Annotated in this window: 22 protein-coding genes and 1 tRNA gene; 11 read left to right on the forward strand and 12 right to left on the reverse strand. The window is 67.9% G+C overall.

Annotated features, from left to right (window positions below; translation table 11 throughout):
* Positions 1–35 precede the first annotated feature (35 nt).
* Both H4281_RS26925 and ypfJ read right to left on the reverse strand, forming a co-directional pair.
* Positions 36–1013, reverse strand: coding sequence for an NAD(P)H-quinone oxidoreductase (locus H4281_RS26925; RefSeq protein ID WP_182893707.1), 978 nt, complete (start codon positions 1011–1013; stop codon positions 36–38).
* Positions 1014–1033: 20 nt separating this feature from the next.
* Positions 1034–1969, reverse strand: coding sequence for a KPN_02809 family neutral zinc metallopeptidase (gene ypfJ / locus H4281_RS26930; RefSeq protein ID WP_182893708.1), 936 nt, complete (start codon positions 1967–1969; stop codon positions 1034–1036).
* A gap of 513 nt (positions 1970–2482) precedes the next feature.
* On the opposite strand from ypfJ, the gene H4281_RS26935 reads away from it, so the two are divergent.
* The 3 genes from H4281_RS26935 (at position 2483) to H4281_RS46325 (ending at position 3382) form a co-directional block, all read left to right on the forward strand.
* On the forward strand, positions 2483–2974 hold the full coding sequence (locus H4281_RS26935) for a MarR family winged helix-turn-helix transcriptional regulator (protein WP_182893709.1): 492 nt from the start codon (positions 2483–2485) through the stop codon (positions 2972–2974).
* Positions 2975–2976: 2 nt separating this feature from the next.
* Positions 2977–3061: transfer RNA gene (locus H4281_RS26940), tRNA-Ser, on the forward strand.
* A 123-nt stretch (positions 3062–3184) separates the two neighbouring features.
* Entirely contained in the window at positions 3185–3382 is a 198-nt protein-coding gene (locus H4281_RS46325) for a KTSC domain-containing protein (RefSeq protein ID WP_198545237.1), read from the forward strand.
* An 8-nt stretch (positions 3383–3390) separates the two neighbouring features.
* On the opposite strand, the gene H4281_RS26950 is transcribed toward H4281_RS46325, so the two are convergent.
* Positions 3391–3672 carry a DUF2277 domain-containing protein gene (locus tag H4281_RS26950; RefSeq protein ID WP_037807183.1) on the reverse strand — a complete coding sequence of 94 codons (282 nt, stop codon included), beginning with the start codon at positions 3670–3672 and terminating at the stop codon, positions 3391–3393.
* Positions 3673–3764: 92 nt separating this feature from the next.
* Between H4281_RS26950 and H4281_RS26955 the strand changes: the two genes are divergently transcribed.
* Positions 3765–4706 (forward strand): Ldh family oxidoreductase, encoded by a 942-nt coding sequence (locus H4281_RS26955; RefSeq protein WP_182893710.1) that lies wholly within the window; start codon positions 3765–3767, stop codon positions 4704–4706.
* 67 nt (positions 4707–4773) lie between these two features.
* On the opposite strand, the gene H4281_RS26960 is transcribed toward H4281_RS26955, so the two are convergent.
* Entirely contained in the window at positions 4774–4995 is a 222-nt protein-coding gene (locus H4281_RS26960) for an RNA-binding S4 domain-containing protein (protein WP_182893711.1), read from the reverse strand.
* A 13-nt stretch (positions 4996–5008) separates the two neighbouring features.
* On the reverse strand, positions 5009–5761 hold the full coding sequence (locus H4281_RS26965) for a trypsin-like serine peptidase (protein WP_182893712.1): 753 nt from the start codon (positions 5759–5761) through the stop codon (positions 5009–5011).
* Positions 5762–5827: 66 nt separating this feature from the next.
* On the opposite strand from H4281_RS26965, the gene H4281_RS26970 reads away from it, so the two are divergent.
* On the forward strand, positions 5828–6664 hold the full coding sequence (locus tag H4281_RS26970; RefSeq protein ID WP_182893713.1) for an SDR family NAD(P)-dependent oxidoreductase: 837 nt from the start codon (positions 5828–5830) through the stop codon (positions 6662–6664).
* A gap of 121 nt (positions 6665–6785) precedes the next feature.
* Entirely contained in the window at positions 6786–7442 is a 657-nt protein-coding gene (locus H4281_RS26975) for a hypothetical protein (protein ID WP_182893714.1), read from the forward strand.
* A gap of 56 nt (positions 7443–7498) precedes the next feature.
* On the opposite strand, the gene H4281_RS26980 is transcribed toward H4281_RS26975, so the two are convergent.
* Positions 7499–8155, reverse strand: coding sequence for a response regulator (locus tag H4281_RS26980; RefSeq protein ID WP_182893715.1), 657 nt, complete (start codon positions 8153–8155; stop codon positions 7499–7501).
* Positions 8152–9744 (reverse strand): sensor histidine kinase, encoded by a 1593-nt coding sequence (locus tag H4281_RS26985; protein WP_182893933.1) that lies wholly within the window; start codon positions 9742–9744, stop codon positions 8152–8154. Before H4281_RS26985 ends, H4281_RS26980 begins: the two co-directional genes overlap by 4 nt.
* 185 nt (positions 9745–9929) lie before the next feature.
* Between H4281_RS26985 and H4281_RS26990 the strand changes: the two genes are divergently transcribed.
* From H4281_RS26990 to H4281_RS27005, 4 genes are all read left to right on the forward strand, one after another.
* Complete coding sequence (locus tag H4281_RS26990; RefSeq protein WP_037807196.1) at positions 9930–10733, forward strand: ABC transporter ATP-binding protein; 804 nt, start codon at positions 9930–9932, stop codon at positions 10731–10733.
* The gene (locus H4281_RS26995; protein ID WP_182893716.1) at positions 10723–11601 is read left to right on the forward strand and encodes an ABC transporter permease; all 879 of its coding nucleotides are present in this window, start codon (positions 10723–10725) and stop codon (positions 11599–11601) included. The genes H4281_RS26990 and H4281_RS26995 overlap by 11 nt, the downstream gene beginning before the upstream one ends.
* Position 11602: 1 nt before the next feature.
* Entirely contained in the window at positions 11603–12658 is a 1056-nt protein-coding gene (locus H4281_RS27000; RefSeq protein WP_182893717.1) for an ABC transporter substrate-binding protein, read from the forward strand.
* A gap of 199 nt (positions 12659–12857) precedes the next feature.
* On the forward strand, positions 12858–13571 hold the full coding sequence (locus H4281_RS27005; protein ID WP_043837749.1) for a G1 family glutamic endopeptidase: 714 nt from the start codon (positions 12858–12860) through the stop codon (positions 13569–13571).
* A gap of 49 nt (positions 13572–13620) precedes the next feature.
* Here the strand turns inward: H4281_RS27005 and H4281_RS27010 are convergent, their stop codons facing one another.
* The 3 genes from H4281_RS27010 to H4281_RS27020 form a co-directional block, all read right to left on the reverse strand.
* Positions 13621–13941 carry an antibiotic biosynthesis monooxygenase family protein gene (locus H4281_RS27010; RefSeq protein ID WP_182893718.1) on the reverse strand — a complete coding sequence of 107 codons (321 nt, stop codon included), beginning with the start codon at positions 13939–13941 and terminating at the stop codon, positions 13621–13623.
* A 43-nt stretch (positions 13942–13984) separates the two neighbouring features.
* Positions 13985–14545 (reverse strand): DUF1345 domain-containing protein, encoded by a 561-nt coding sequence (locus H4281_RS27015; protein ID WP_162834205.1) that lies wholly within the window; start codon positions 14543–14545, stop codon positions 13985–13987.
* A 106-nt stretch (positions 14546–14651) separates the two neighbouring features.
* The gene (locus H4281_RS27020) at positions 14652–17492 is read right to left on the reverse strand and encodes an ATP-binding protein (protein ID WP_182893719.1); all 2841 of its coding nucleotides are present in this window, start codon (positions 17490–17492) and stop codon (positions 14652–14654) included.
* Positions 17493–17850: 358 nt separating this feature from the next.
* On the opposite strand from H4281_RS27020, the gene H4281_RS27025 reads away from it, so the two are divergent.
* The gene (locus H4281_RS27025; RefSeq protein WP_182893720.1) at positions 17851–18948 is read left to right on the forward strand and encodes a S1 family peptidase; all 1098 of its coding nucleotides are present in this window, start codon (positions 17851–17853) and stop codon (positions 18946–18948) included.
* Between the two features lie 148 nt (positions 18949–19096).
* Here the strand turns inward: H4281_RS27025 and H4281_RS27030 are convergent, their stop codons facing one another.
* Together H4281_RS27030 and H4281_RS27035 are read right to left on the reverse strand one after the other, a co-directional pair.
* Entirely contained in the window at positions 19097–19504 is a 408-nt protein-coding gene (locus H4281_RS27030) for an SsgA family sporulation/cell division regulator (RefSeq protein ID WP_182893721.1), read from the reverse strand.
* 165 nt (positions 19505–19669) lie between these two features.
* Positions 19670–20140, reverse strand: coding sequence for an Lrp/AsnC family transcriptional regulator (locus H4281_RS27035; protein ID WP_182893722.1), 471 nt, complete (start codon positions 20138–20140; stop codon positions 19670–19672).
* Positions 20141–20193 lie beyond the last annotated feature (53 nt).

Raw genomic sequence — 20193 nt, forward strand, 5'->3', positions numbered from 1 at the left:
TCGCGGTTCTAACCGTGATCGCCACTCACGAGCGTTCAGGACTTCGCGGCCAGCAGCACCTTCCCGAAGATGCTGCCTTCCTCGAGCATCCGGTGCGCGGACGCGGCCTCGGCCATCGGCACCACGTCGCCGACGATCGGCTGCACCGAACCCTGTTCCACCAAGGGCCACAACCGATTCCGGACATCCGCGACGATCGCCGCTTTCTGGTCGAGCGGACGAGACCGCAGCCCGGCCGCGAACACGCTCGCGCGTTTGCCCAGCAGCTTGCCGATGTTCAGCTCGCCCTTGATCCCGCCCTGCATGCCGATGATGACCAAGCGGCCGTCCGCGGCGAGCGCGTCGACGTTGCGGTCCAGGTACTTCGCGCCCATGTTGTCGAGGATGACGTCGGCGCCCTTCGTTTCGGCGCGCAGCACCTCGACGAAGTCCTGTTCCTTGTAGTTGATCGTGATGTCCGCGCCGAGCTGGCGGCAGCGTTCGAGCCGCTCGGGCGAACCCGCGGTGACCGCGACGGTCGCGCCGAGTGCCTTGCCCACCTGGATCGCGTGCGTGCCGATGCCGCCCGCGCCGCCGTGCACCAGCAGGACCTGGCCCTCGCCGAGACCGGCGTGCATCACGACGTTCGCCCACACCGTGCAGGCCACCTCGGGCAGCCCGGCCGCGGAGACCGTCTCGATCTCGGCGGGCACCGGCAGCAGCTGGCCGGCCGGGACCGCGACGCGTTCGGCGTACCCGCCGCCGGCGAGCAGCGCGCACACCTCGTCGCCGACCTGCCAGCCGTCGACGCCCTCGCCGAGTTCGGCGATCGTGCCGGAGCATTCCAAGCCGAGGATGTCGCTCGCCCCTGGCGGCGGCGGATAGTTGCCCTGCCGCTGCAGCAGGTCGGCGCGGTTGACCGCGCTGGCCGTGACGTCCAGCAGCACCTCGCCGGGACCGGGTTCCGGATCGGGGACCTCGGTCCATTCGAGCACGTCGGGGGTACCGGGTTCGCGGATCGTGATCGCGTGCATGCGCCCGACTGTATCCCGGGTCAGCCGAGGTCGTTGGTGCTGAAGGTGTTGCAGCTCGCGGGCTGGCCGGTGCGGTAGCCGGTGGTGAACCACTTCTCGCGCTGCGCCGAGGTGCCGTGCGAGAAGCTCGACTTGTCGACGTGGCCGTTGCCGAGGTTCTTCTGGATGTAGTCGTCGCCGATCCGGGACGCGGTGTCGAGCGCGCGCGAGATGTCGTCCTGCGTGACGTCCTGGACCAGCGGTTTCCCGGAGCTGGTCGGGGTCGTGCTGGCGTGGTTGGCCCAGACGCCGGCGTAGCAGTCGGCCTGCAGTTCCAGCCGGACCGAGCCCGATGTCGGCCCGGTGCCGGTGCCGCGCTTGGACGTTCCGGTGAGGTTCTGCACGTGGTGGCCGTATTCGTGGGCCAGCACGTAGGCCTCGGTGAACAGCCCGCCCTTCGCGCCGAAGCGGGTCTTCAGCTCGTTGAAGAACGACAGATCGATGTACACGTACGAATCGGCCGGGCAGTAGAACGGGCCGGTGTCCGAGGTCGCGCCGCCGCAGCCGGTGCGCACGCCGCCGGTGAAGAAGCGGGTTGTCGCCTTGCGGTAGGTCTGGCCGGAACGGGAGAACTCCTGCGTCCAGTAGTCCTGGATGGAGTTGACGACCGCGACGATCGCGCAGTCGTGGTCGCGGTTCGCGTCGGCTCCGGTCTTGCACTTCTTCGCGAGCGTGCCGGCGTCCAGCTGCTGCCCGGACTGGACGTCGCTGAGCCCGATCCCGCCCGCCGCGGGCGAGGTCCCGGTGCTGGGAACGCCGCCGAACTGGGAAAACAGGAAGTAGATGACCAGGCCGACGAGGCCGAGCCCGCCGCCGCCGATGGCCACGCGGCCGCCGATGCCGCCGCCGCCTCCGCCGCTGCCGCGCATGTCCTGGATCTCAGAAGCGTCCAGATCCGCGTTGTCGTCGAATCGCACGCGGAAAGGGTAGCCGCAAACCTGGAAACGAGGCTGGGTGCGGCCCCTGCGCTGGGGGCCGCACCCAGGTACTACCGAGGTTTCGTTGACAGCGGTTGGCCACCTGCGGGCTGGCGTCCGGCGCTGCCTTCGCGGTGCCGAGGCCGCGAAGAGAAGCAGCGGCATAACGACGCCGGTGCGCATGGCCGATGCCGGAGCGCACGGGGTGCTCGTGCTGTTCGCAATCGCGACCGAACCGGAACGGGGCCGTGCCGATCGCGGGGACACAGCGGGCGGTCAACCGCGGGAACTACCTGCCATGCCACCACCTGGCCTTTCCCGGGGGGAAACGCGGCCCGGCGTGCCCTTCGGCGCGCTCTTCGGATCCTCGTCGTCCCTCCGCTGCCTCCCGAGGATGCGCTTCTTCGCGCCGAGTCTCAACCTTTTCGTAACCCTCCATTGGGGGAAGTTCGGCCGGAAATTTCACGGCGGGCCGAAACGGAGCGGCGAAACCGGCCTTCTACGCTTCCGGGCATGAGCGATGACCAGGACGTGCGCTGGCTCGACCCGGCCGAACAGCACGCCTGGCGGGCTTACATCGTCGCGTCGCTGCGGCTGCGCCAGCGGCTGCACCGCGAACTGACCGAAAGCCACGGCATCTCGCTCGCCGACTACGAGGTCCTGGTGTGCCTGAACCTGGCCCCGGACCGGTGCACCCGGATGACGGAACTGGCGGCCCAGCTGGGCTCGACGAAGAGCAGGCTGTCGCACCAGATCGGCAAACTGGAGATCGCCGGGCTGGTCACCCGCCGCCCGGACCCGGAAGACAAGCGCGGCGTGCTGACCGAACTGACCGACGCCGGCCAGCGCGTACTGGACGAAGCCGCGCCGACGCACGTGCGCGGCGCCCGCGAGCACCTGATCGACCTGCTGACGCCCGCCGAGCAGACCGCGGTGGCCACGGCGTTCACCCGGGTCCTCGAACACCTGGACGACGTCGAAGGACGGCGCGATACCCTGACCTAGAAGGAAGCGTGGCAGAGCGGCCGAATGCAGACGCCTTGAAAGCGTCCGTAGGGAAACCTACCGGGGGTTCAAATCCCTCCGCTTCCGCTTGACGCCTCGAGTGTCCGGCCCCGGATTCCGCACATCCCGCGGGAGACCGGGGCCGTTTTTCTCCGGCTGCCTGTCCCGGGTCCGCGCGGGTACCCTGTCCGTGCTGTGCGCCGGGTTCCCGTGGAGTCTTCCGTCATTCGCGACGTCGGCTACGACGCCGCGAAGTCGGTGCTGGAAATCGGATTCCGCAACGGCGGCGTTTACCGCTACCACCTCGTCCCCGCGCGGGTGCATCGTGAGCTGATGGCCGCCGAGAGCCCGGGGCGCTACCTCAACCAGGAGATCAAGCCGCGGTTTCCCGGGCAAGAGGTGGAGTGATTGCGGCGTCAGGCTTTCTTGGCCTCGCGCTGGGCGATTCGCGCCTGGACCTCCGGGCGGCGCAGCGGCGGCACGGTCGCCGGCGGCTGGCGGCGCTGCGGGAGTTCTTCCAGCAGCCGCGCGGTGATCTGGGCGATTTCGGCGACCGCCGCCTCGAACGGTTCGCGCGTCGCGTCCGAAAGAGACTGCACCCCGGTCACTTTGCGCACGTACTGGCGTGCCGCGGCTTCGATCTCGTCCGTGGTGGCGGCGGGCTGCAGGCCGCGGAGCGTCGTGATGTTTCGGCACATGTGCTTCAGGGTACGTCTCTGCGGCTGACCTCATCACACTCTAGGGCCAACCTCGTTGACGGGGTCCGAGATCGCCCGGCAACCTTGATGAAGTGCCCCTCAGACCGCGTGCTCCCCGGCTCAGCCGCCCCCTTCCGGAAGTTCCCGCCGACACCCCGATTCCCGAGCAGGCCTGGCAGCGCGTTCCCGCCGACGAACTGGTCACGCTCGTTTCCGTTGTCCTGATGGCACAAGGCTTTCCCGAAGAGCGTGCGCGTCCGGCCGCGGAAGCGTTGTGCCATGGCGATCTCACTGGCGCACCGGAAACCGGCGTCGGGGAGCTGACCCGGGTGCATTTGCCCGCGATCGAGAACGGGCTGGTCAGTCCTGGCGCGCAGCCGTTGCTGATCGCGGACCGTGGCGCTGCGGCGCTGGTCGACTATCGGCACGCGTCCGGGCTTTGGGCGGTTGGCGACGCGATGGATCGCGCCGTGCAGCGGGCCGGGCGGTTCGGGGTCGGGCTGCTGTCGTTGCGCGGGGTCGGGCCGTTCGGGCGGGTCGGGCATCACGCGGCGCGGGCGTTGCCGCACGGGATGATCGGCATTGTGATGGCTGCCGGAGGGTACGCGGATCAGCCGGTGCATCCGCTGGGGATGGCCGCTCCCGCCGGGGCTTATCCGGAGTTCGTGCTGGATGTTGATCTTGCTGACACGGCTCGGAATCCGCAGTTCGCCGGGTTCGCCCTGATGGTGGATGTGTTGGCCGGGGTGTTGTCCGGGGTCGCGGATCATGAGCACGACACTGGGTTGCTGGTGCTCGCGATCGCGCCTACGACGTTGCGTAGTGCGGATGGGTTTTACCGGGCTGCCAGTGCGGTGTTCGGGAGCATGCTCGGATGGGAGGGCGGTGCTCCGGTGCGGTATCCCGGATGGCGGGAGGCGCAGTATCTGGAGCAGTGCCGGGCGTTGGGGGTGCCGTTGCCCGGAGCGGTGCGGAGGCAGTTGGATTCGTTGGCGTTGAAGTTGGGCAGGGCGCCGTTGACCACTGTGGGGTGAGCGGGCTGGTCGTGAGGGGAACCCTGAGGAATCAGGGTGGCCCTCACGGACGGTCAGGCCAGGGGAGTCAGTGCTCCAGAGAGACGCGGGCGGTTTCGTTGCCGACTGCTACTACGTCGCCGTCTGCCAGTTGGCGGCCCCGGCGGATTTCTACCTCGCCGTTGACGGTGACTTCTTCCGCGTCGATCAGGTCTTTCGCGTGTGAGCCGTTGTCCGCGAGGTCGGCCAGTTTCAGGAATTGGCCCAGCCTGATCGGTTCTCCGGTGATCGGGACGTCGCGCGTGCTCATGGACCGCATCATGTCACGGCATGGTTGTCGCTCGGTTGTACAGATCGATGATCTGGTCGTCGAAGTAGCTCGAGTACGAGACGTCGTCGGTGTAGCCGCCTCCCTCGTAGCCGCCGATTACGCCTACTACGGTGCCCGTTTTCGTGTCGGGGGACGGGTCGGCTACCAACGGGCTGCCGCTCGTGCCGGTTGCGAAGCCTGGGCAGTCGACTCTCATCTGGTGTTCGTCTTGCTGCTGGGTGTGCGTTTCGCAGGTGGCGAGCTCGTCGACGCCGTCGGGGTAGCCGGCGACGGTCACGGGGCGCGCGAAGGGGCCGTTCGTGCCTAGCTGGTTGGCTCCGGTCACTGTCTCCAGCGGTTCCGGGGAACCGTCTTGGCGGGCGGTCGCGAAACCGACATCGAGGTTGGGATCGGACGAGTCGATCCAGCTCTGGGCGACCAGTTCGTTCCCGACCTGCCAGTATCCGTAGGGCGCGACGCCGTCGTGGAAACCCGGTGCGAAGGTGACATTGGCCAGGTAGCCGCCGCCTTCGCCGTCGTGGATGCAGTGTGCGGCGGTGAGCAGTTCGTCTCCGCGCGGGCTGTGCACGACGCTCGCGGTGCAGTAATGGGAGCCGTCGACGAACAGCGCGCCGATGGACGCTTGGATCGGCTTCGCCGGGGTTGGCGTCGTCGCGACCGCTGGCTCCGCTGCGTGCTCAGCACAAGCCACGATGGTCCCGCTCGCACTCATCAGTGCGAACAGCCCGATCACCGTGCGCCGCATGCCACCTCCTGTACTGGTCCTCGTCACTAGTATCAGAGAACGCGGTGAGACCAGGGTGGGGAGACGATGAAGGACTTCTCGAACAAAGTCGCAGTGATCACCGGAGCGGGCTCGGGCATCGGCCGGGCGCTGGCGCTTGAACTCGCGTTGCACGGCGCGCTCCTCGAACTGTCCGATGTCGACGCCGAGGGTCTCGAGGGCACGGTGCGCGAAGCCCGCGAACGCGGGGCCGAGGTGCGGGGGCATTCCCTCGACGTGGCCGACCGGGCCGCGGTCCTCGCGCACGCCGAAGACGTCGTCCAAGAGCACGGGCGGGTCAACCTCGTCGTGAACAACGCCGGGGTGGCGCTGGGCGCGACCGTCGAGGACATGACGTTCGAGGATTTCGACTGGCTGCTCGGCGTCAACCTCGGCGGCGTCGTGAACGGCACGAAGGCATTCCTGCCGCACCTCATCGACTCCGGCGACGGCTACGTCGTCAATATCTCCAGCGTGTTCGGATTCGTCGGAGTGCCTACGCAGAGTGCCTACAACGCGGCGAAGTTCGCCGTCCGCGGATTCACCGAGTCGCTGCGCGAAGAAATGCTCGCGGCGCGGCATCCAGTCGGCGTCAGCTGCGTGCACCCGGGCGGGATCAAGACCAACATCGCCCGCAACGCACGCGGCGGCGGGGGCGGCGACCAAGCCAAAGCGGCGGCCGGATTCGAGAAAATCGCCCTTACCACACCGAAGAAAGCGGCCGAGACGATCCTGCGCGGCGTGCGCAGGCGGTCCGCGCGGATCCTCATCGGACCGGACGCGTACGTGATCGACGCGATCCCGCGCGTCCTCGGTTCGGCATACCAGCGTCCGCTCGCGGTTTTGGCGCGCCAGGGACTCAAACGCGTCCAGCGGAACGGATAACGCGTCGCGACTGTCCGCATTCTTGATCACCCGATGGAGTTGCATTTTCGCCGAACCCCTCGGGAATGTCGCAGAATGCTGCCAGTCCACTCGTGTGTCCGCACCCCGGAGGTAGCCCTCGATGCTGCGCCTTGCCGAGCGCCGATTGGCCGCGCCCGCTGACCGCGCCTCCGGGGAACTGGTCGACCGCACCGGCATCATCGCCGCGAGCCTGCCGCGCGGGCCGCGGCTGCCGGACGAGGCCGCGCCGGAGACGAGCTGCGAATCGACCCAGCAGATCCCGGTGATCGCCGGGTGCGCGCCCGCCGAGGAACGCCCGCGCGCGGTCGCGTCGCGGCGGCGGGCCCGGGTGTGGGTCGGCGCCGGATTGGCCGTGGTCCTGGTCGGGCTCGGCTGGCTCGCCGGAGGGTTCTTCACCGGCGCGCTGCCCGGACAGCCCGCGGACGACGCCGTCGTGCAGGCCGAGCAGCGCGTTCCGATCGCGGAGCAGCAGATCCCCGTCCCGTCGACGATCACGCCGCCGGTGACGCAGACCGCCCCGCCGGTCACGGTCTATGTCCCGGTGCCCGCGCACCAGACTCCGGCGCGGCGGCACACTCCGGTCCACCCGACCACGCCGCGCGCGGCGGCGGCTCCGCAATCCTCGGCGCAGGCCGATCCGCGTGCGGACCTCGACACGCCGACGCCGAGCAAGACCCCGGCGCGGGTGGGCATCGACCAGTTCCTCGACTGGAAGCCCTGGCTTGACGCGGCACAGCGGATGGCTGGCGGGCGCTGACCACCGGGTCGTGCGTGTTTATGCCGGTGAGAACTGGCGTGAACACGCACGACGGGTCAGCCGATCCAGCCGTATTCGTGTTCCGGACGTCCCGTCGCGCCGTAGCGGAGCCGCATCTCCACTGCTCCCGACTCCGCCAGCGCGGTCAGATATCGCTGCGCCGTAGCGCGGGCCATGCCGAGTTCGCGGGCCACTTCGGCGGCCGACAGCGGGGTCGGCGAACCGCGCAGCCGCTCCGACACCAGGCGTGCCGTCGCGCTTGATTGGCCCTTCGGGGTCGCCGCGCGGTCTTGATCGTGGAGGGCGCGGAAGGCCCGGTCCACGTCGTCCTGGGACAGTGGACGTTCGGTCGTGACCAGGCCGCGGTACCGGGCGTACGACGTGAGCCGTTCCGACAACTGCCGCGTCGTGAACGGTTTGATCAGGTAGTTCAGGGCCCCCGCACGGATCGCGGCGGAGATCGACGCGGCGTCGGTGGCTGCGGACAGCACGATGGTGTCCGTCTTCAGATCGGGCAGGACGGAAAGGCCGGGCTCATCCGGCAGGTAGACGTCCAGCAGCACCAGGTCGGGGGCCAGTTCCCGCACGCGGGCGCGGGCTTCGGCGGCCGTGTGCGCGACTCCGGCGACGGTGAAGCCCGGTACCTCCGACACGAATCCCGCGTGCACGCCGGCGACGCGGAAGTCGTCGTCCACGATCAGGGTGCGGATCATGCGTCGGTCTCCTCGGGTCGGTCCAGCAGGCCGGGAAGTTTGGCCACGAACAACGCACCGGTCGTCGCGCCGCCGGGGTCGGCGAGCCACACGTCGCCGTCGCGGGCGCGGGCGGCTTGGCGGGCCAAGGCCAGCCCGAGGCCGTGCCCAGGACTGAGCTTTGTGGACACTCCTTCGTCGAAAAGCTTGTCCCTTAAGGTCTCGTCAATTCCGGGTCCGCTGTCTACAACGGACACGTGCAAGGTGGCACCATCGGCTAGCAGACCGACTTCGACCCACGCGGGGCGGCGCGGGCCCATGCGCGCGGCGTGCAGGGCGTTGTCGACGAGGTTGCCGATCACGGTGCCCGCGGCGATCGGGTCGGTGACCGAGGCGGGGACCCAGGCGTCGTCGGCCAGTCGCAGTTCCATGCCTTTTTCCTGCGCCTGCTCGGTTTTCGCGACCAGCAAGGCTTGCAGATACGGATCGGTGACTCGATCGTCGAGCGGTTCCGCACGCGAGGCAGTGGTTTCGGTGAGGGTTTGCAGGTAGTCCTCGGCTTCGGTGTGGTGGCCCAGCTGCAGCAGACCGGACAGTGTGTGCAGGCGGTTCGCGAACTCGTGCCGTTGTGCGCGAAGGCCGTCGGAGAGCGAGCGGATTCCGTCGAGTTCGCGGGTGAGGGTGTCGAGGTCGGTGCGGTCGCGGAACGTCAACACCGTGCCCAGCGCGCGCTCATCCCGTTGCACGGCACGGGAATTGATCACCAGGACGCGGTTTCCGGCCACGGCCAGGAGGTTGTCCACGGGCCGTCCTTCGGCGACGGCTTTGTGCACTCGCGGGGACAGGTCCAGTTCCTCCAGCGGCGCGCCGACTGGGAGCGGGGTGCCGAGGAGACGTTCGGCTTCGTCGTTGCGGACGGTCACCCGGTGTTCCGCGTCGACGGCCAGCACGCCTTCGCCGATGCCGTGCAGGACGGCTTCGCGTTCGTAGAGCAGTTCGGTCAGTTCGTGGGGTTCGAGGCCGTGGGTTACGCGACGGAGGCGGCGGTTGAGCAGGGCGGACGCACCCGCGCCGATCAGGAGCGCACCACCGCCGAAGACCATGGTCAGGATGAACAGCCGGTTGAAGTCGCCGGTCAGTTCGCCGACCCGGTAGCCGACGCTCACCTCGCCGACGACCCGCGAACCCTGCTTGATCGGGGTCTTGCTGCGGACGGACGGCCCCAAGGTGCCCGCGTTGAACTCGCTGACCACGTCGTTGCCCGCGATCACCTCCTCCCACGGCGAGCTCACTCTCTTGCCGACCGCGGACAGCGTCGGGTGGGCCAGCCGGATGCCGTGGTCATCGGTGATGACCACGAACAACAGCGCGTCGTCGGTCTGTGTCTCCGCTTCGACTCGCTGCTGGAGGTCCGCGTTGGGTTTCCGGGAGGCCGCACCGGCGATCACCACCGGCTCCGTAGCCACCGATTTCGCGATCGCCAAGGCGCGCTCGCCGTACTGTTCGGTCAGGGTCGTGCGCAGGAGCCAGCTGATCAAGGCGACGCCGAGGCCCACGACGAGGACCACCACGCCGATCTGCAACAGCAGCACCTGACGGGTGAACCGCATCCGCGGAAAGAGCGCCCACTTCGGCATGCCAGGGAACATACCCCCAGCTCAGCGCTGTGCGCTAAACGAGCAAAACGTGGAGAACGTGCAGAGCGCACGCAGAACGTCGACAAGCTTCTCGCCCCGTGTAACCCGCTCTTAACCTGCCTCGAGCGAGTCCCCACCGTGACGAAGGAGTCACCTCGATGGCCCCACTCATCGAACTGATCGGCGCCACCAAAAGGTTCCCGAGCGGATCAGGTTCTGTCCACACCGCTGTCCGCGAGCTGACCATGACCGTCGAACCGGGGGAGTTCGTCGCCGTGGTCGGGCCGACCGGGTGCGGCAAATCCACCACGTTGTCCCTGGTCTCCGGGTTGCAGCCGCCGTCGGCGGGCCGGGTCGTCGTGCACGGGTCCGACGTGAAGTCGATTCCGGACGGCGTCGGCTACATGTTCCAGACCGACGCGGTGATGCCGTGGCGTTCGGTGCTGGACAACGTCGCGTCCGGGCCGCGGTTCCGCGGTGCGTCCAAAGAGGACGCTCGGAAGAAGGCGGCCGACTGGATCGGCCGCGTCGGACTGGCCGGGTTCGAGAAGTACTACCCGCACCAGCTTTCCGGCGGGATGCGCAAGCGTGTCGCGTTGGCGCAGACGCTGGTCACCGAGCCGAAAATCCTGCTGATGGACGAGCCGTTCTCCGCGCTCGACGTCCAGACCCGCGCGCTGATGCAGGACGAGTTGCTCCGACTGTGGTCCGGCACCGGTGCCGCGGTGATCTTCGTGACGCACGACCTCGACGAGGCGATCGCGTTGGCGGACAAGGTGGTCGTCCTGACCACGAGCCCGGCGACGGTCAAGGACGTCTTCGAGATTCCGCTCGAACGGCCGCGCAAGGTGGAAGACCTGCGGCTGACCGAGGAATTCCGCAAGCTCTACTCCGACATCTGGGAATCGCTGCGCGGCGAGGTCGACAAGGCCCGCCAGAAGGGAGCGACCGGTGTCGCTTGAGACTCAGACCGCGCCGACGCCGGTCTTCGAAACCGAACAGGACATTCTCTCCCGCGCGAAGCGCTCCGCCGGACGGCACAAGCGCAACGTCTGGCTGCTGCGGCTGGCGATTCTCGTTGCCTGGCTGGGGTTGTGGGAGATCGCGGGCCGGTTCTGGATCGACCCGTTCTTCTATTCGATGCCGTCGAAGATCTGGGAACGGCTCACCGAATGGTTCACGACCGGAACCGACTTCGGGACCATTTGGTACCAGATCCTGGTGACCGTCGAGGAAGCCGTGATCGGTTTCGTGCTCGGTGCGGTCGCGGGCGTGATCTGCGGGGTCATTCTCGGCCGCAGCGCGTATCTCGCCGAGGTGCTGGCTCCGTTCATCAAGGCAGCCAACGCAATGCCGCGGATCGTGCTCGCCGCGTTGTTCGTGATCTGGTTCGGCCTCGGACTGTCCTCGAAGGTCGCGACGGTGTTCGTGCTGGTGTTCTTCGCGGTGTTCTTCAACGCGTTCACCGGCGCCCGTGAAGTGGACCGCAACCTGATCGACAACGCCCGCATCCTCGGCGCGACGCGGTGGCAGGTGCTGCAGTCGATCGTTCTGCCCAGCGCGACGTCGTGGATTCTTTCGTCCCTGCACGTCGCGTTCGGTTTCGCGTTGATCGGTGCGGTCGTCGGTGAGTACACCGGTGCCAAGGCGGGCATGGGCTTCCTGATCGCCAATGCGCAGGGAACGTTCGACACCGCCGGGGTTTACGCCGGGATGCTGGTGATCATGGTCGTCGCCTTGTTCGCGGAATGGCTGATCGGTTCGGCCGAGCGCAAACTGCTGCGCTGGCGTCCGCAGATGTCGGCCGACGACGGACGGCGGGACATCTGAGATGCGGCTGAAAAGGACACTCGCGGTCGCGGCGGCCGCGCTGGTGACCGTGGCCGGGGTGAGCGCCTGCCGGGATTCCCGGGAGATCGACCTCGGCAACGGCGGGCGGCCGCACATCAAGATCATGGTCGGCGGACTGTCCAAAGTGATCTATCTGCCGGGTCAGCTCGCGAAGCAGCTGGGCGAGTACCAGAAGCAGGGCTTGGACGTCGAACTGTTCGACCAGCCGTCCGGGGCCAACGCGGAAACCTCGCTGCTGGCCGGCGAAGTGCAGGGCGTGGTCGGGTTCTACGATCACACGATCGACTTGCAGGCCAAGGACCAGTGCATCACCAGCGTGGTGCAATTCGCGAATGTGCCGGGGGAAGCGGAAATGGTCGCGACCCCGAAAGCCGGGCACATCAAGTCCGGTGCGGATTTCCGCGGAAAGAATCTCGGCGTGACGTCGCTGGGGTCGTCGACCGACTTCCTCACCAAGGCGCTCGCCAGCCGCGGCGGGGTCGGCAGCAAGGATTACACGCCGGTGAAGGTCGGGGCCGGGCAGACGTTTATCTCTGCCATGCAACAAGGTTCGATCGACGCGGGGATGACGACTGACCCGACCATCGCGCAGCTGACGAACACCGGACAGGCCAAGGTGCTCTACGACATGCGCACGCCGGAAGGCACGCGCGCGGCGCTGGGCGGGCTGTATCCGGCGAGCTCGCTGTACATGAGCTGCGAAATCGTGAAACGCTATCCGGACGTCGTGCAGAAACTCGCCAACGCGTATGTGAATTCGCTGAAGTGGCTTTCCACGCACACCGCGGAGCAGGTGGCCGATCTGATGCCGCCGTCGTTCGCGGGCGGGGACAAGGCGTTGTACGTCAAGTCTCTCAAGGACAGTCTGCCGATGTTCACCAAGGACGGCCGGATGGACCCGTCCGGAGCGCAGAACGTGCTGAAGGTGCTGGGTGCGTCTTCGAGCAACGTGAAGCCCAAAAAGGACAAGATCGATCTGTCCAAGACGTACACGACCCAGTTCGTGGACGCCGCGCACGCCCGTACGGCGCGGTAGTCCACTTCGGAAGGAGTCCGTGCCGGCCCGCTGCCTCCCCAGGCGGGCGGGCACGGACTTCCGTGTACACAAAGGAGAATCGGGACATTTGGTGAAGATTTCCCGAGATGTGAATACCCTTCGAAAGTAGCTACCAACTCGGGCGAGCGAAATTCAACACTGGTACGCGCAGGCACTCCCGTGACCAGATTGGATGCCCATGAGTTCACGATCTTTCCGTCGTCCCCTCGGATTGCTGGCGGTCGGCGCGTTCGCGGCCGCGACCCTCGTGGCCGGCGCGGGAGCCGGACCCGTCACCTTCGGCAAGCACTTCCACGGGAACCACTACTCCGGCGGGAACTGGGGCGGTTACGTCAGTTTCGGCAGCTTCACGACCGCGACCGCGGGGTGGACCGAACCGGCGGCGACCTGCAACTCCAGCAACGACCTCTTCGCGCCGTGGGTGGGCATCGACGGCGACGGATCGTCCTCTGTGGAACAAACCGGCGTGGCGACCGACTGCTCCAGCGGCAGCCCGCAATACCAGGCGTGGTACGAAATGTACCCGGCCGCACCGGTCTACTACTCGGCGAGCGAGGCACCGGTGAAAGCGGGAGACCACATCACCGCGACGGTCACGCGCAGCAACAACAGCTACAAACTCGACCTGAAGAACGACACTCAAGGCTGGACGAAGACGACTACGCAGTCGCTCAACGCGAAGCACTCGTCGGCTGAAGCGATCATCGAATCGCCGTCCGATTCGTACCCGGCGATCAACGGCGGCGTGAAGTTCGACGGCGTCAAGTTCGATGGCAAGAACCTCGCCGACACCAGCCCGCAGGGTCTCAACGCGGACGACGGCGGCAGCGCGACCTGGACCCCCGGCGCGATCGGCTCGGACGGCCAGAGCTTCACCATGACCCGCCAGTAAAAGGTCGTGCGCGGAACCCTGCGGGAATCTGATTCCCGCAGGGTTCCCTTCACGGACGTTCGAAGCGGTAGGCGCGTTCGACCCGGGAGACCTGGACGTCGAAGGAGCGGTACCACTCGGCGCGGCCGTGGTTACGGGTTTCGGTGTGCTCCAGATTGGTGCGCCATCCGGTAATGGATTCCTCGTCCTGCCAGTACGACACGGTGATGCCGAGCCCGGACTCGTCGCGGACGGAATTCATGCCGAGGTAGCCCGGCTGTTTCGCGGCAAGCTCGGCCATGTAGGCCGCACGCTCGGCGTAGCCGCGGTCGCCGTCGGTGCGCCGGGACGTGAAGATCACCGCGTAGTACGGCGGTTCGGGAAGCTCCATGGCTGGAGATATACCTGGCGGACGCGGGCGAGGCCAGCGGGTTTCAGCCCTGGAGGCCGTTGACCGCCCAGGCGAACACCATCAGCGCGAGCAGCAGCGAGATCCCGGCCTGGACCATCATGGTCATCTTCGCCCAGATCCGCAGCGGCATGACGTCGGTCGGGCTGAACGCGGTGGCGTTGGTGAACGAGGTGTAGAGGTAGTCCAGGTACCGCGGTTCCCATTCGGCCTTGGCCATCGACGGGTCGCTCATCTGCGGAAACTGCAGGTCGGGGAAGTTCGCCCGGCCCGCCGCGCGCCTGGCCGGGCCGCCGCGGTCGAACTCCCAGTACCAGAGCGAGAAGACGACGATGTTGGTCCAGTAGATGACCACGCCGCTGATCAGCACCTGCACCGCGTGCCCGCGTTGCGCGCCCTGTGCGATCCCGATCACCAACTGCACCGCGGACGCGCCGTTGAGCACGCTGACGACGGCGAGCGCGGTCAACGCGACCATGCGCTCGACGATGTTGAACTCGGTGAGCCGTCCGGGATTCAGCAACAGCAGCGCGACGATCAGCACTGCGGTCAGCGAGGGCAGCAGCCACCACGGGTGCAGCACCATCTCGTCGGGCAATGCGAGTTGCAGGGCGAGGGTTCCGATGACGACGGCCGCCGCGGGCCATCGGGTCTCGCCTTTGGTCGCCCGCCGCCAGGCAGGAACTCGTTCGTCAGCCACCTGAACACGGTAGGACGCGGTGCTCGTTATCGCGCGCTTCAACTGACGGCAGTTTCCTCGCGACGTCCGTGCGGCTTCGCGCACCTAGCTTGCGAAGGACCTTCGCCACGTGCTGCTCCACTGTGCGCGGGGACAGGAACAGGCCGTCGGCAATCTGCCGGTTTGTCCGACCCTCCGCGAGCATCTCGGCGACTTCGCGCTCTCGCGGCGACAGTTCGCGACCGTAGCCGCGACGGCCGCGCTGTGACGGTGCCCAGGCACCGTGTTCGCGAAGCACGTGATGACAGCGGCCGGCGTCGCGCGTGGCGCCTAGCTGTACGTACGCGGCTGCCGCCTGGCTGAGTGCAGTTGTCGCACCGTCTTGGCCTGCATCGAGACGACAGCGTGCTGCGCGTTCACGCATGCTGGCGGCGAGGTACGGCATCGGCAGCTCTGCGTACGCGTCGGCGGCGGTGTCGAAGAGCGTCGCGGCTGCTAGGTGTTTCGCGCGAGCGTTTGTCAGGACGGCACGGCCAGCGTGCAGGGCTGCGGCGGCGAGAGGTGCGTCGCGGTCTTCGATGCCGCGTGCGAACTCTTCGACGAAAGCGTCGGCGTCGTGCCAACGGTCTGCGCGCGTGTACGCCTCCGCGGCGGCTGGGACGAGCGACGCCGCCCAGACCCACACGCCTTTGCGACGTGCGGCGTCGACAGCTACATCAGCGGCTTCGCAGGCTGCGGCGACATCGTCGGTCGACAGGTGCACGCCGATCAACACCGAAGCCGCGCACAACACAACGGGGATAGGGCCTTCGCCCGGACGGTGCGCCGAGGCGTCGGCCAAGTGTCTTCGCGCTGCCGCGAACTCGCCGCGCACCGCGGCCAGCCCGCCCAGCACCAGCGACGTCTCCATGACGATCGCGCCCAGCGCCGGGTGCCGGGTACGGACGTCTTCGGTCGCTTCGGCGAGGCCGTCCCATTTGCCGCGGAACCAGGCGAGCCGCACCTCGGTGCCTTCGATCAGGCCCTTCGGGTACAGCGCGCCGGCTTCGGAAGCCCGGCGCAGGCCCTCGGCGACCAGCTTTTCGGTCCGGTCGAGGTGGCCGGACCACGACTGCGCGTCGGCGAGATTGCACCACAACCGGGCCAGCTGGACGCGTTCGGCGACGCTCGGCGCGGTGTCCGGCATCGCCTGGAATTCCGCCCACGCCGAACCGTCGCCGATGTGCGCGGCGGTCGCGATCCGGTCGCCGGTGAGCGCGAGCCGCAGCTCGGGATCGGTCAGGCCGGAGTGGACTTCCCGGGCGCGGCGCATCCACTGCTCGTGCCAGGACAGCGGGGTGAGCCCGTCGAACGGCAGCGCGAGCAGGTTGATCCCGCGCGCGGCCAGTTCCGGCCGATCCGCCAGCTCGGCGACGGCACGTTCCACCGCCGCGCGGCCCTGCTCCAGCCGTCCGGCGACGCGGACCAGCAGCATGCCCAGCGCGAGCCGGATCGTCCCGTGCACGGCTGGCGGCAGCGGCCGGTCTTCGAGCACTTTCTCCAGCGTCAGATGGACGTCCGGGCGGAAGACGCGCAACGAGACGTCGCTGAGCTTCTTCGCCAACCGGCCGACCGCGTCCTCGTCGGCCTTCGCGACGATCGCCTGCAGCAGGTCGATGGCGCGTGCGGTATCGCCGTTCACGATGGCTTCGTCAGCCGCTTCTTCCGCGTAATAGCGCCATTTCTCGACGCATCCGGCGGCGTGCGCATGCGCGGCGAGCAGCGACAGTGGTTGACCAGGAAGGTGCATTGCCTTGGTGTGCAACAATTTCCGCTCGGACGCGCTGAGGCCATCGTACACTGCTTTTCGCGCGAACGGATGTCTGAAGCCGTAGCGATTGTCGTCGACCTCGTCCAGCAGGCCGTCCGACAACGCGATCTCATCCTCGGCCAACCCGGCCAGTTCATTCAGGACCGGCAGCTCAGCGGGCAGGTCAAGCACGGCAGCGGCTTTGGTGAGCCGGATTGCGGTCTTCGGCAGCGCGGACAGCTGCCTGGACACCGATTCCTGAAGCGCGGCAGGAACTTCCAGTCGATCCAACACCGACTCGGTCAGTTCAACACCACGCAACGCGCGGAGAGTTTCCTCCGCAACAAAAGGAATCCCGGCCGTGTACTCGTGCAGCTTCGCGGCAAACTCGGCGTTGATCCGGGGCAACCCCAGGAGGTCGCAAGCCATCGCGGTGACCGCCGCGGCGTCCAACGGTCCGAGCGTCACCTGTGCGCTGTGCACCTCAGGAGCGGTGCGAACGCGGGAGTTGCCGGTGCGGCAGGTAGCGACCACGCCCAGCTCCGGCGGCCAGTCGACAGCGAGAAACCGCAGCAGGTCGCCGGTTCCCGGGTCGGCGCGATGCAGATCGTCGATGAGCAGGACAGTCGGACCGCAGGCGATCAGCAGTTCCCGGAACGCGCGGAACACCCGATGCCGCCCGGCGCTGGCGTCCGGCAATGGCTCCGGCGCGGGCGGCAGCACGTCGGCCAGTTCCGGCAGAAGTGGTTGCAGCGCACCGGCGACCGGGCTCAGCGGCCCGAGCCGATCCCCGGCCGAGCGCAACGCTTCCAGCACCGGACCGTAGGGAAAGGGTTCGGCCAGCTGCGGGCACGCGCCGCGCAGCACGCGGATCCGGGAAAACTCCGGGCGCGCGGCGAGTTCGGCGAGCAGCCGGGTTTTGCCCATTCCCGGCGCGCCCTCGACCAGCACCGCGGCGGGCCGGTGTTCGAGAACTTCAGCGACGGCGGCGAGTTCGCGGTCCCGTCCGGAGAAAGCCGCCGGACGCGGACGCACGGACACCACCGTCGGAACGGCCGGCCACATCACGACCTCCCCAGCGAGCATCTTGTCCGTTTCGCCCGGAGCTTAAGCAGTGCGCGAGGCGGGGTAAACCGACTCCTGGCGGGTGCGCGCGCACGCTGCTCACACGTCTGCCTCCGTACGGTCACCAAATGGCAGAAGAAAACCCGGCTTGCGGTCACAAAGAGTGCGAAACCTCGTGGAGTTCGCCGGTTCAGCGGAACAACCCACGGACGCCCGCTCCGGCGGCCAACGCTCGGTAGTCGCGCAAGTCCCTACTTAAGGATTGCTCCGCTACCTATTCTCGCGCCCCCTTATTGCAGTGGATTGGACCACCGCCGCACCCTTCGAGGCCGGGGGGAACCGAACGCGAGGGAGAAGCATGAAAGCCATCAGATTCCTCGGTGCCGCAACCGCTGCCGCGGCGGTGACGGCGATCTTCGCCGGCGTCCCGGCCGCCAGCGCCGCCCCGCTCAACCCCGACATGGTCCCGGCGATGCAGCGGGACCTCGGCCTCACCCACAGTCAGGCACTTACCCGGCTCGCCAACGAGGAGGCCGCGAACAAGGTCGGCGCGGCACTGGAGAAGTCTCTCGGCGAACGCTTCAGCGGCACGAGCTTCAACGCGGCGACCGGCAAGGCCGTGGTCTCGGTGACCGACGCGGCGCTCGTCGACCAGGTGCGCGCGGCCGGTGCCGAGGCGCAGGTCGTCCGGTTCAGCGCGCGGCAGCTCGACTCGACCGTGCAGGCGCTCAACGCGCACGAGAAGGCCGCGCCGAAGTCGGTCACCGGCTGGGGCATCGACACCGCGAGCAACCGGATCAGCCTGACTGTCCTCAAGGGACAGCGCGGCGCGGCTGAGCAGTTCGTCCACCAGTCTGGTGTGGACAGTTCAGCGGTGACTGTGACGGAGACCTCGGCGGTGCCCAAGGCGCACTACAACGTGCTCGGCGGCGACGCGTACTACATCGGCAGTTCGTCCCGCTGCTCCGTCGGCTTCTCGGTGAACGGCGGCTTCCTGACCGCGGGGCACTGCGCCGCGCTCACCGGCGGCGGCGCGCTGTCCGGCTACAACCGGGTCGCGATGGGCCAGTTCACCACCTACCGCTTCCCCGGCGCGGACTACGCGGCCGCGCGGGTCAACAGCAACTGGACCCCGGTCGGCCAGATCAACAACGGCACTCGCGTCGCCGGTTCCACCGAGGCCGCCGTCGGCGCTTCGGTGTGCAAGTCCGGTTCCACCACCGGCTGGACCTGCGGCACGATCCGCGCCAAGAACCAGACCGTGCGCTACCAGGAAGGCACCGTGACCGGCATGGTGCTCACCAACGCCCGGTCCGACCACGGCGACTCCGGCGGTTCGTTCATCAGCGGAAACCAGGCACAGGGCATGGTGTCCGGCGGCGACACCGTCAACAGCTACTACTACCCGGTGAACGTCGCGCTGTCGGCGACGGGCACGACGCTCGTCCGCGGCTGAGTTGGTTGAGGGGAGTGCCCGCGGACGGTCAACGCGGGCACTCCTCGCGCTGCCCGCCTCGGTCCAAACGCGACAAAGGCGGCTCGAGTGCCTCCAGCGCACTCGAACCGCCCTTGTCCGCATTGCCGCGGGATCGGCAGGTCCTTGGTCAGACGTTGCTGATCTCCTCGATCAGCCCGTCGATGTCGAAGTGCTCGCTCTCGGCTCCGAGCGGCACCAGTTCGTAAGAGGATTCGAGGAACGCCTCGAGGTCGGCGCGCTCCAATTCGAACGACGCGTAGCCGTCGGGCGACTCGATTTCCAGCGTCAGCAAGGCCTCGTCCTCGGACAGGTCCGGCCGGATCCGTACGTCGCCGATCCCGGTCGGTTCGTCCAGCCCGGTCACGAGCAGGTCGCGGGCGAACGTCCACTCGATCCACCGGCCGCGCTCGGTCCGGAACGCCACGGTGACCGCGTAAGGCTCCGACACGTGGAAGGAGAGGCGGGACAGCACCGGCGTAGTGCTCTCGTTCAGCAGTACGAACTGGGTCTGGTGTACGGCGTCGGTGGTGTGCACGGCTGCTCCTGGAGTCCTCCGGTCGTTCGCGCCTCGCGAACTGGTCGGCAGGGAGATGATCGACTCGGGAGCACATGACGGCGTTCCGCCGACGTTCACGCGATCGGTTGCATCAGGCCGCGAACACGTAACGCCGGACACAGAACCCTTGCGTTTCCGCGCAGGTCAGGAAAGCGGCAGCGTGAGGCCCACTTTGACCCGGTCCATCGCGACGCTCGTGGTGAAATGCCGGACGTTGGGGTTGTCGAAGAACATCCGCCGCGCGAAATTCTCGAACGCCGCCATGTCCGGGCAGGTGACCACGAGGACGAAGTCCGCGGTGCCGGTGACGTAGTAGCACTGCTGCACGCAGTCGTCGGCGAGGACCTGGGCGCGGAAGCCGTCGAGCACCGCCATGCTCTCGCGCTCCATCTCGACCATGACGACGAACGTCATGTCCAGCCCGAGCGCGGCCGGGGACAGCACCGCGATCTCCTTTTCGATCACTCCGGCTTCGCGCAGCCGTTTGATCCGCCGCTGCACGGCCGCGGCGGACAGGCCGACTTTGGACCCGATGACCTCGGCGATCGTGCGGGCGTCGGTCTGCAGGCAGGAGAGGATGGCGAGGTCAAGCTGGTCCAGGTCGGGAGTGCGCACACTTCAGGCTAACCGGGCGGACCGACAAAAAGCCTCGGGTTTACCACGCGGCT

The organism is Amycolatopsis dendrobii, from assembly GCF_014145675.1.
Taxonomy (GTDB): Bacteria; Actinomycetota; Actinomycetes; order Mycobacteriales; family Pseudonocardiaceae; genus Amycolatopsis; species Amycolatopsis dendrobii.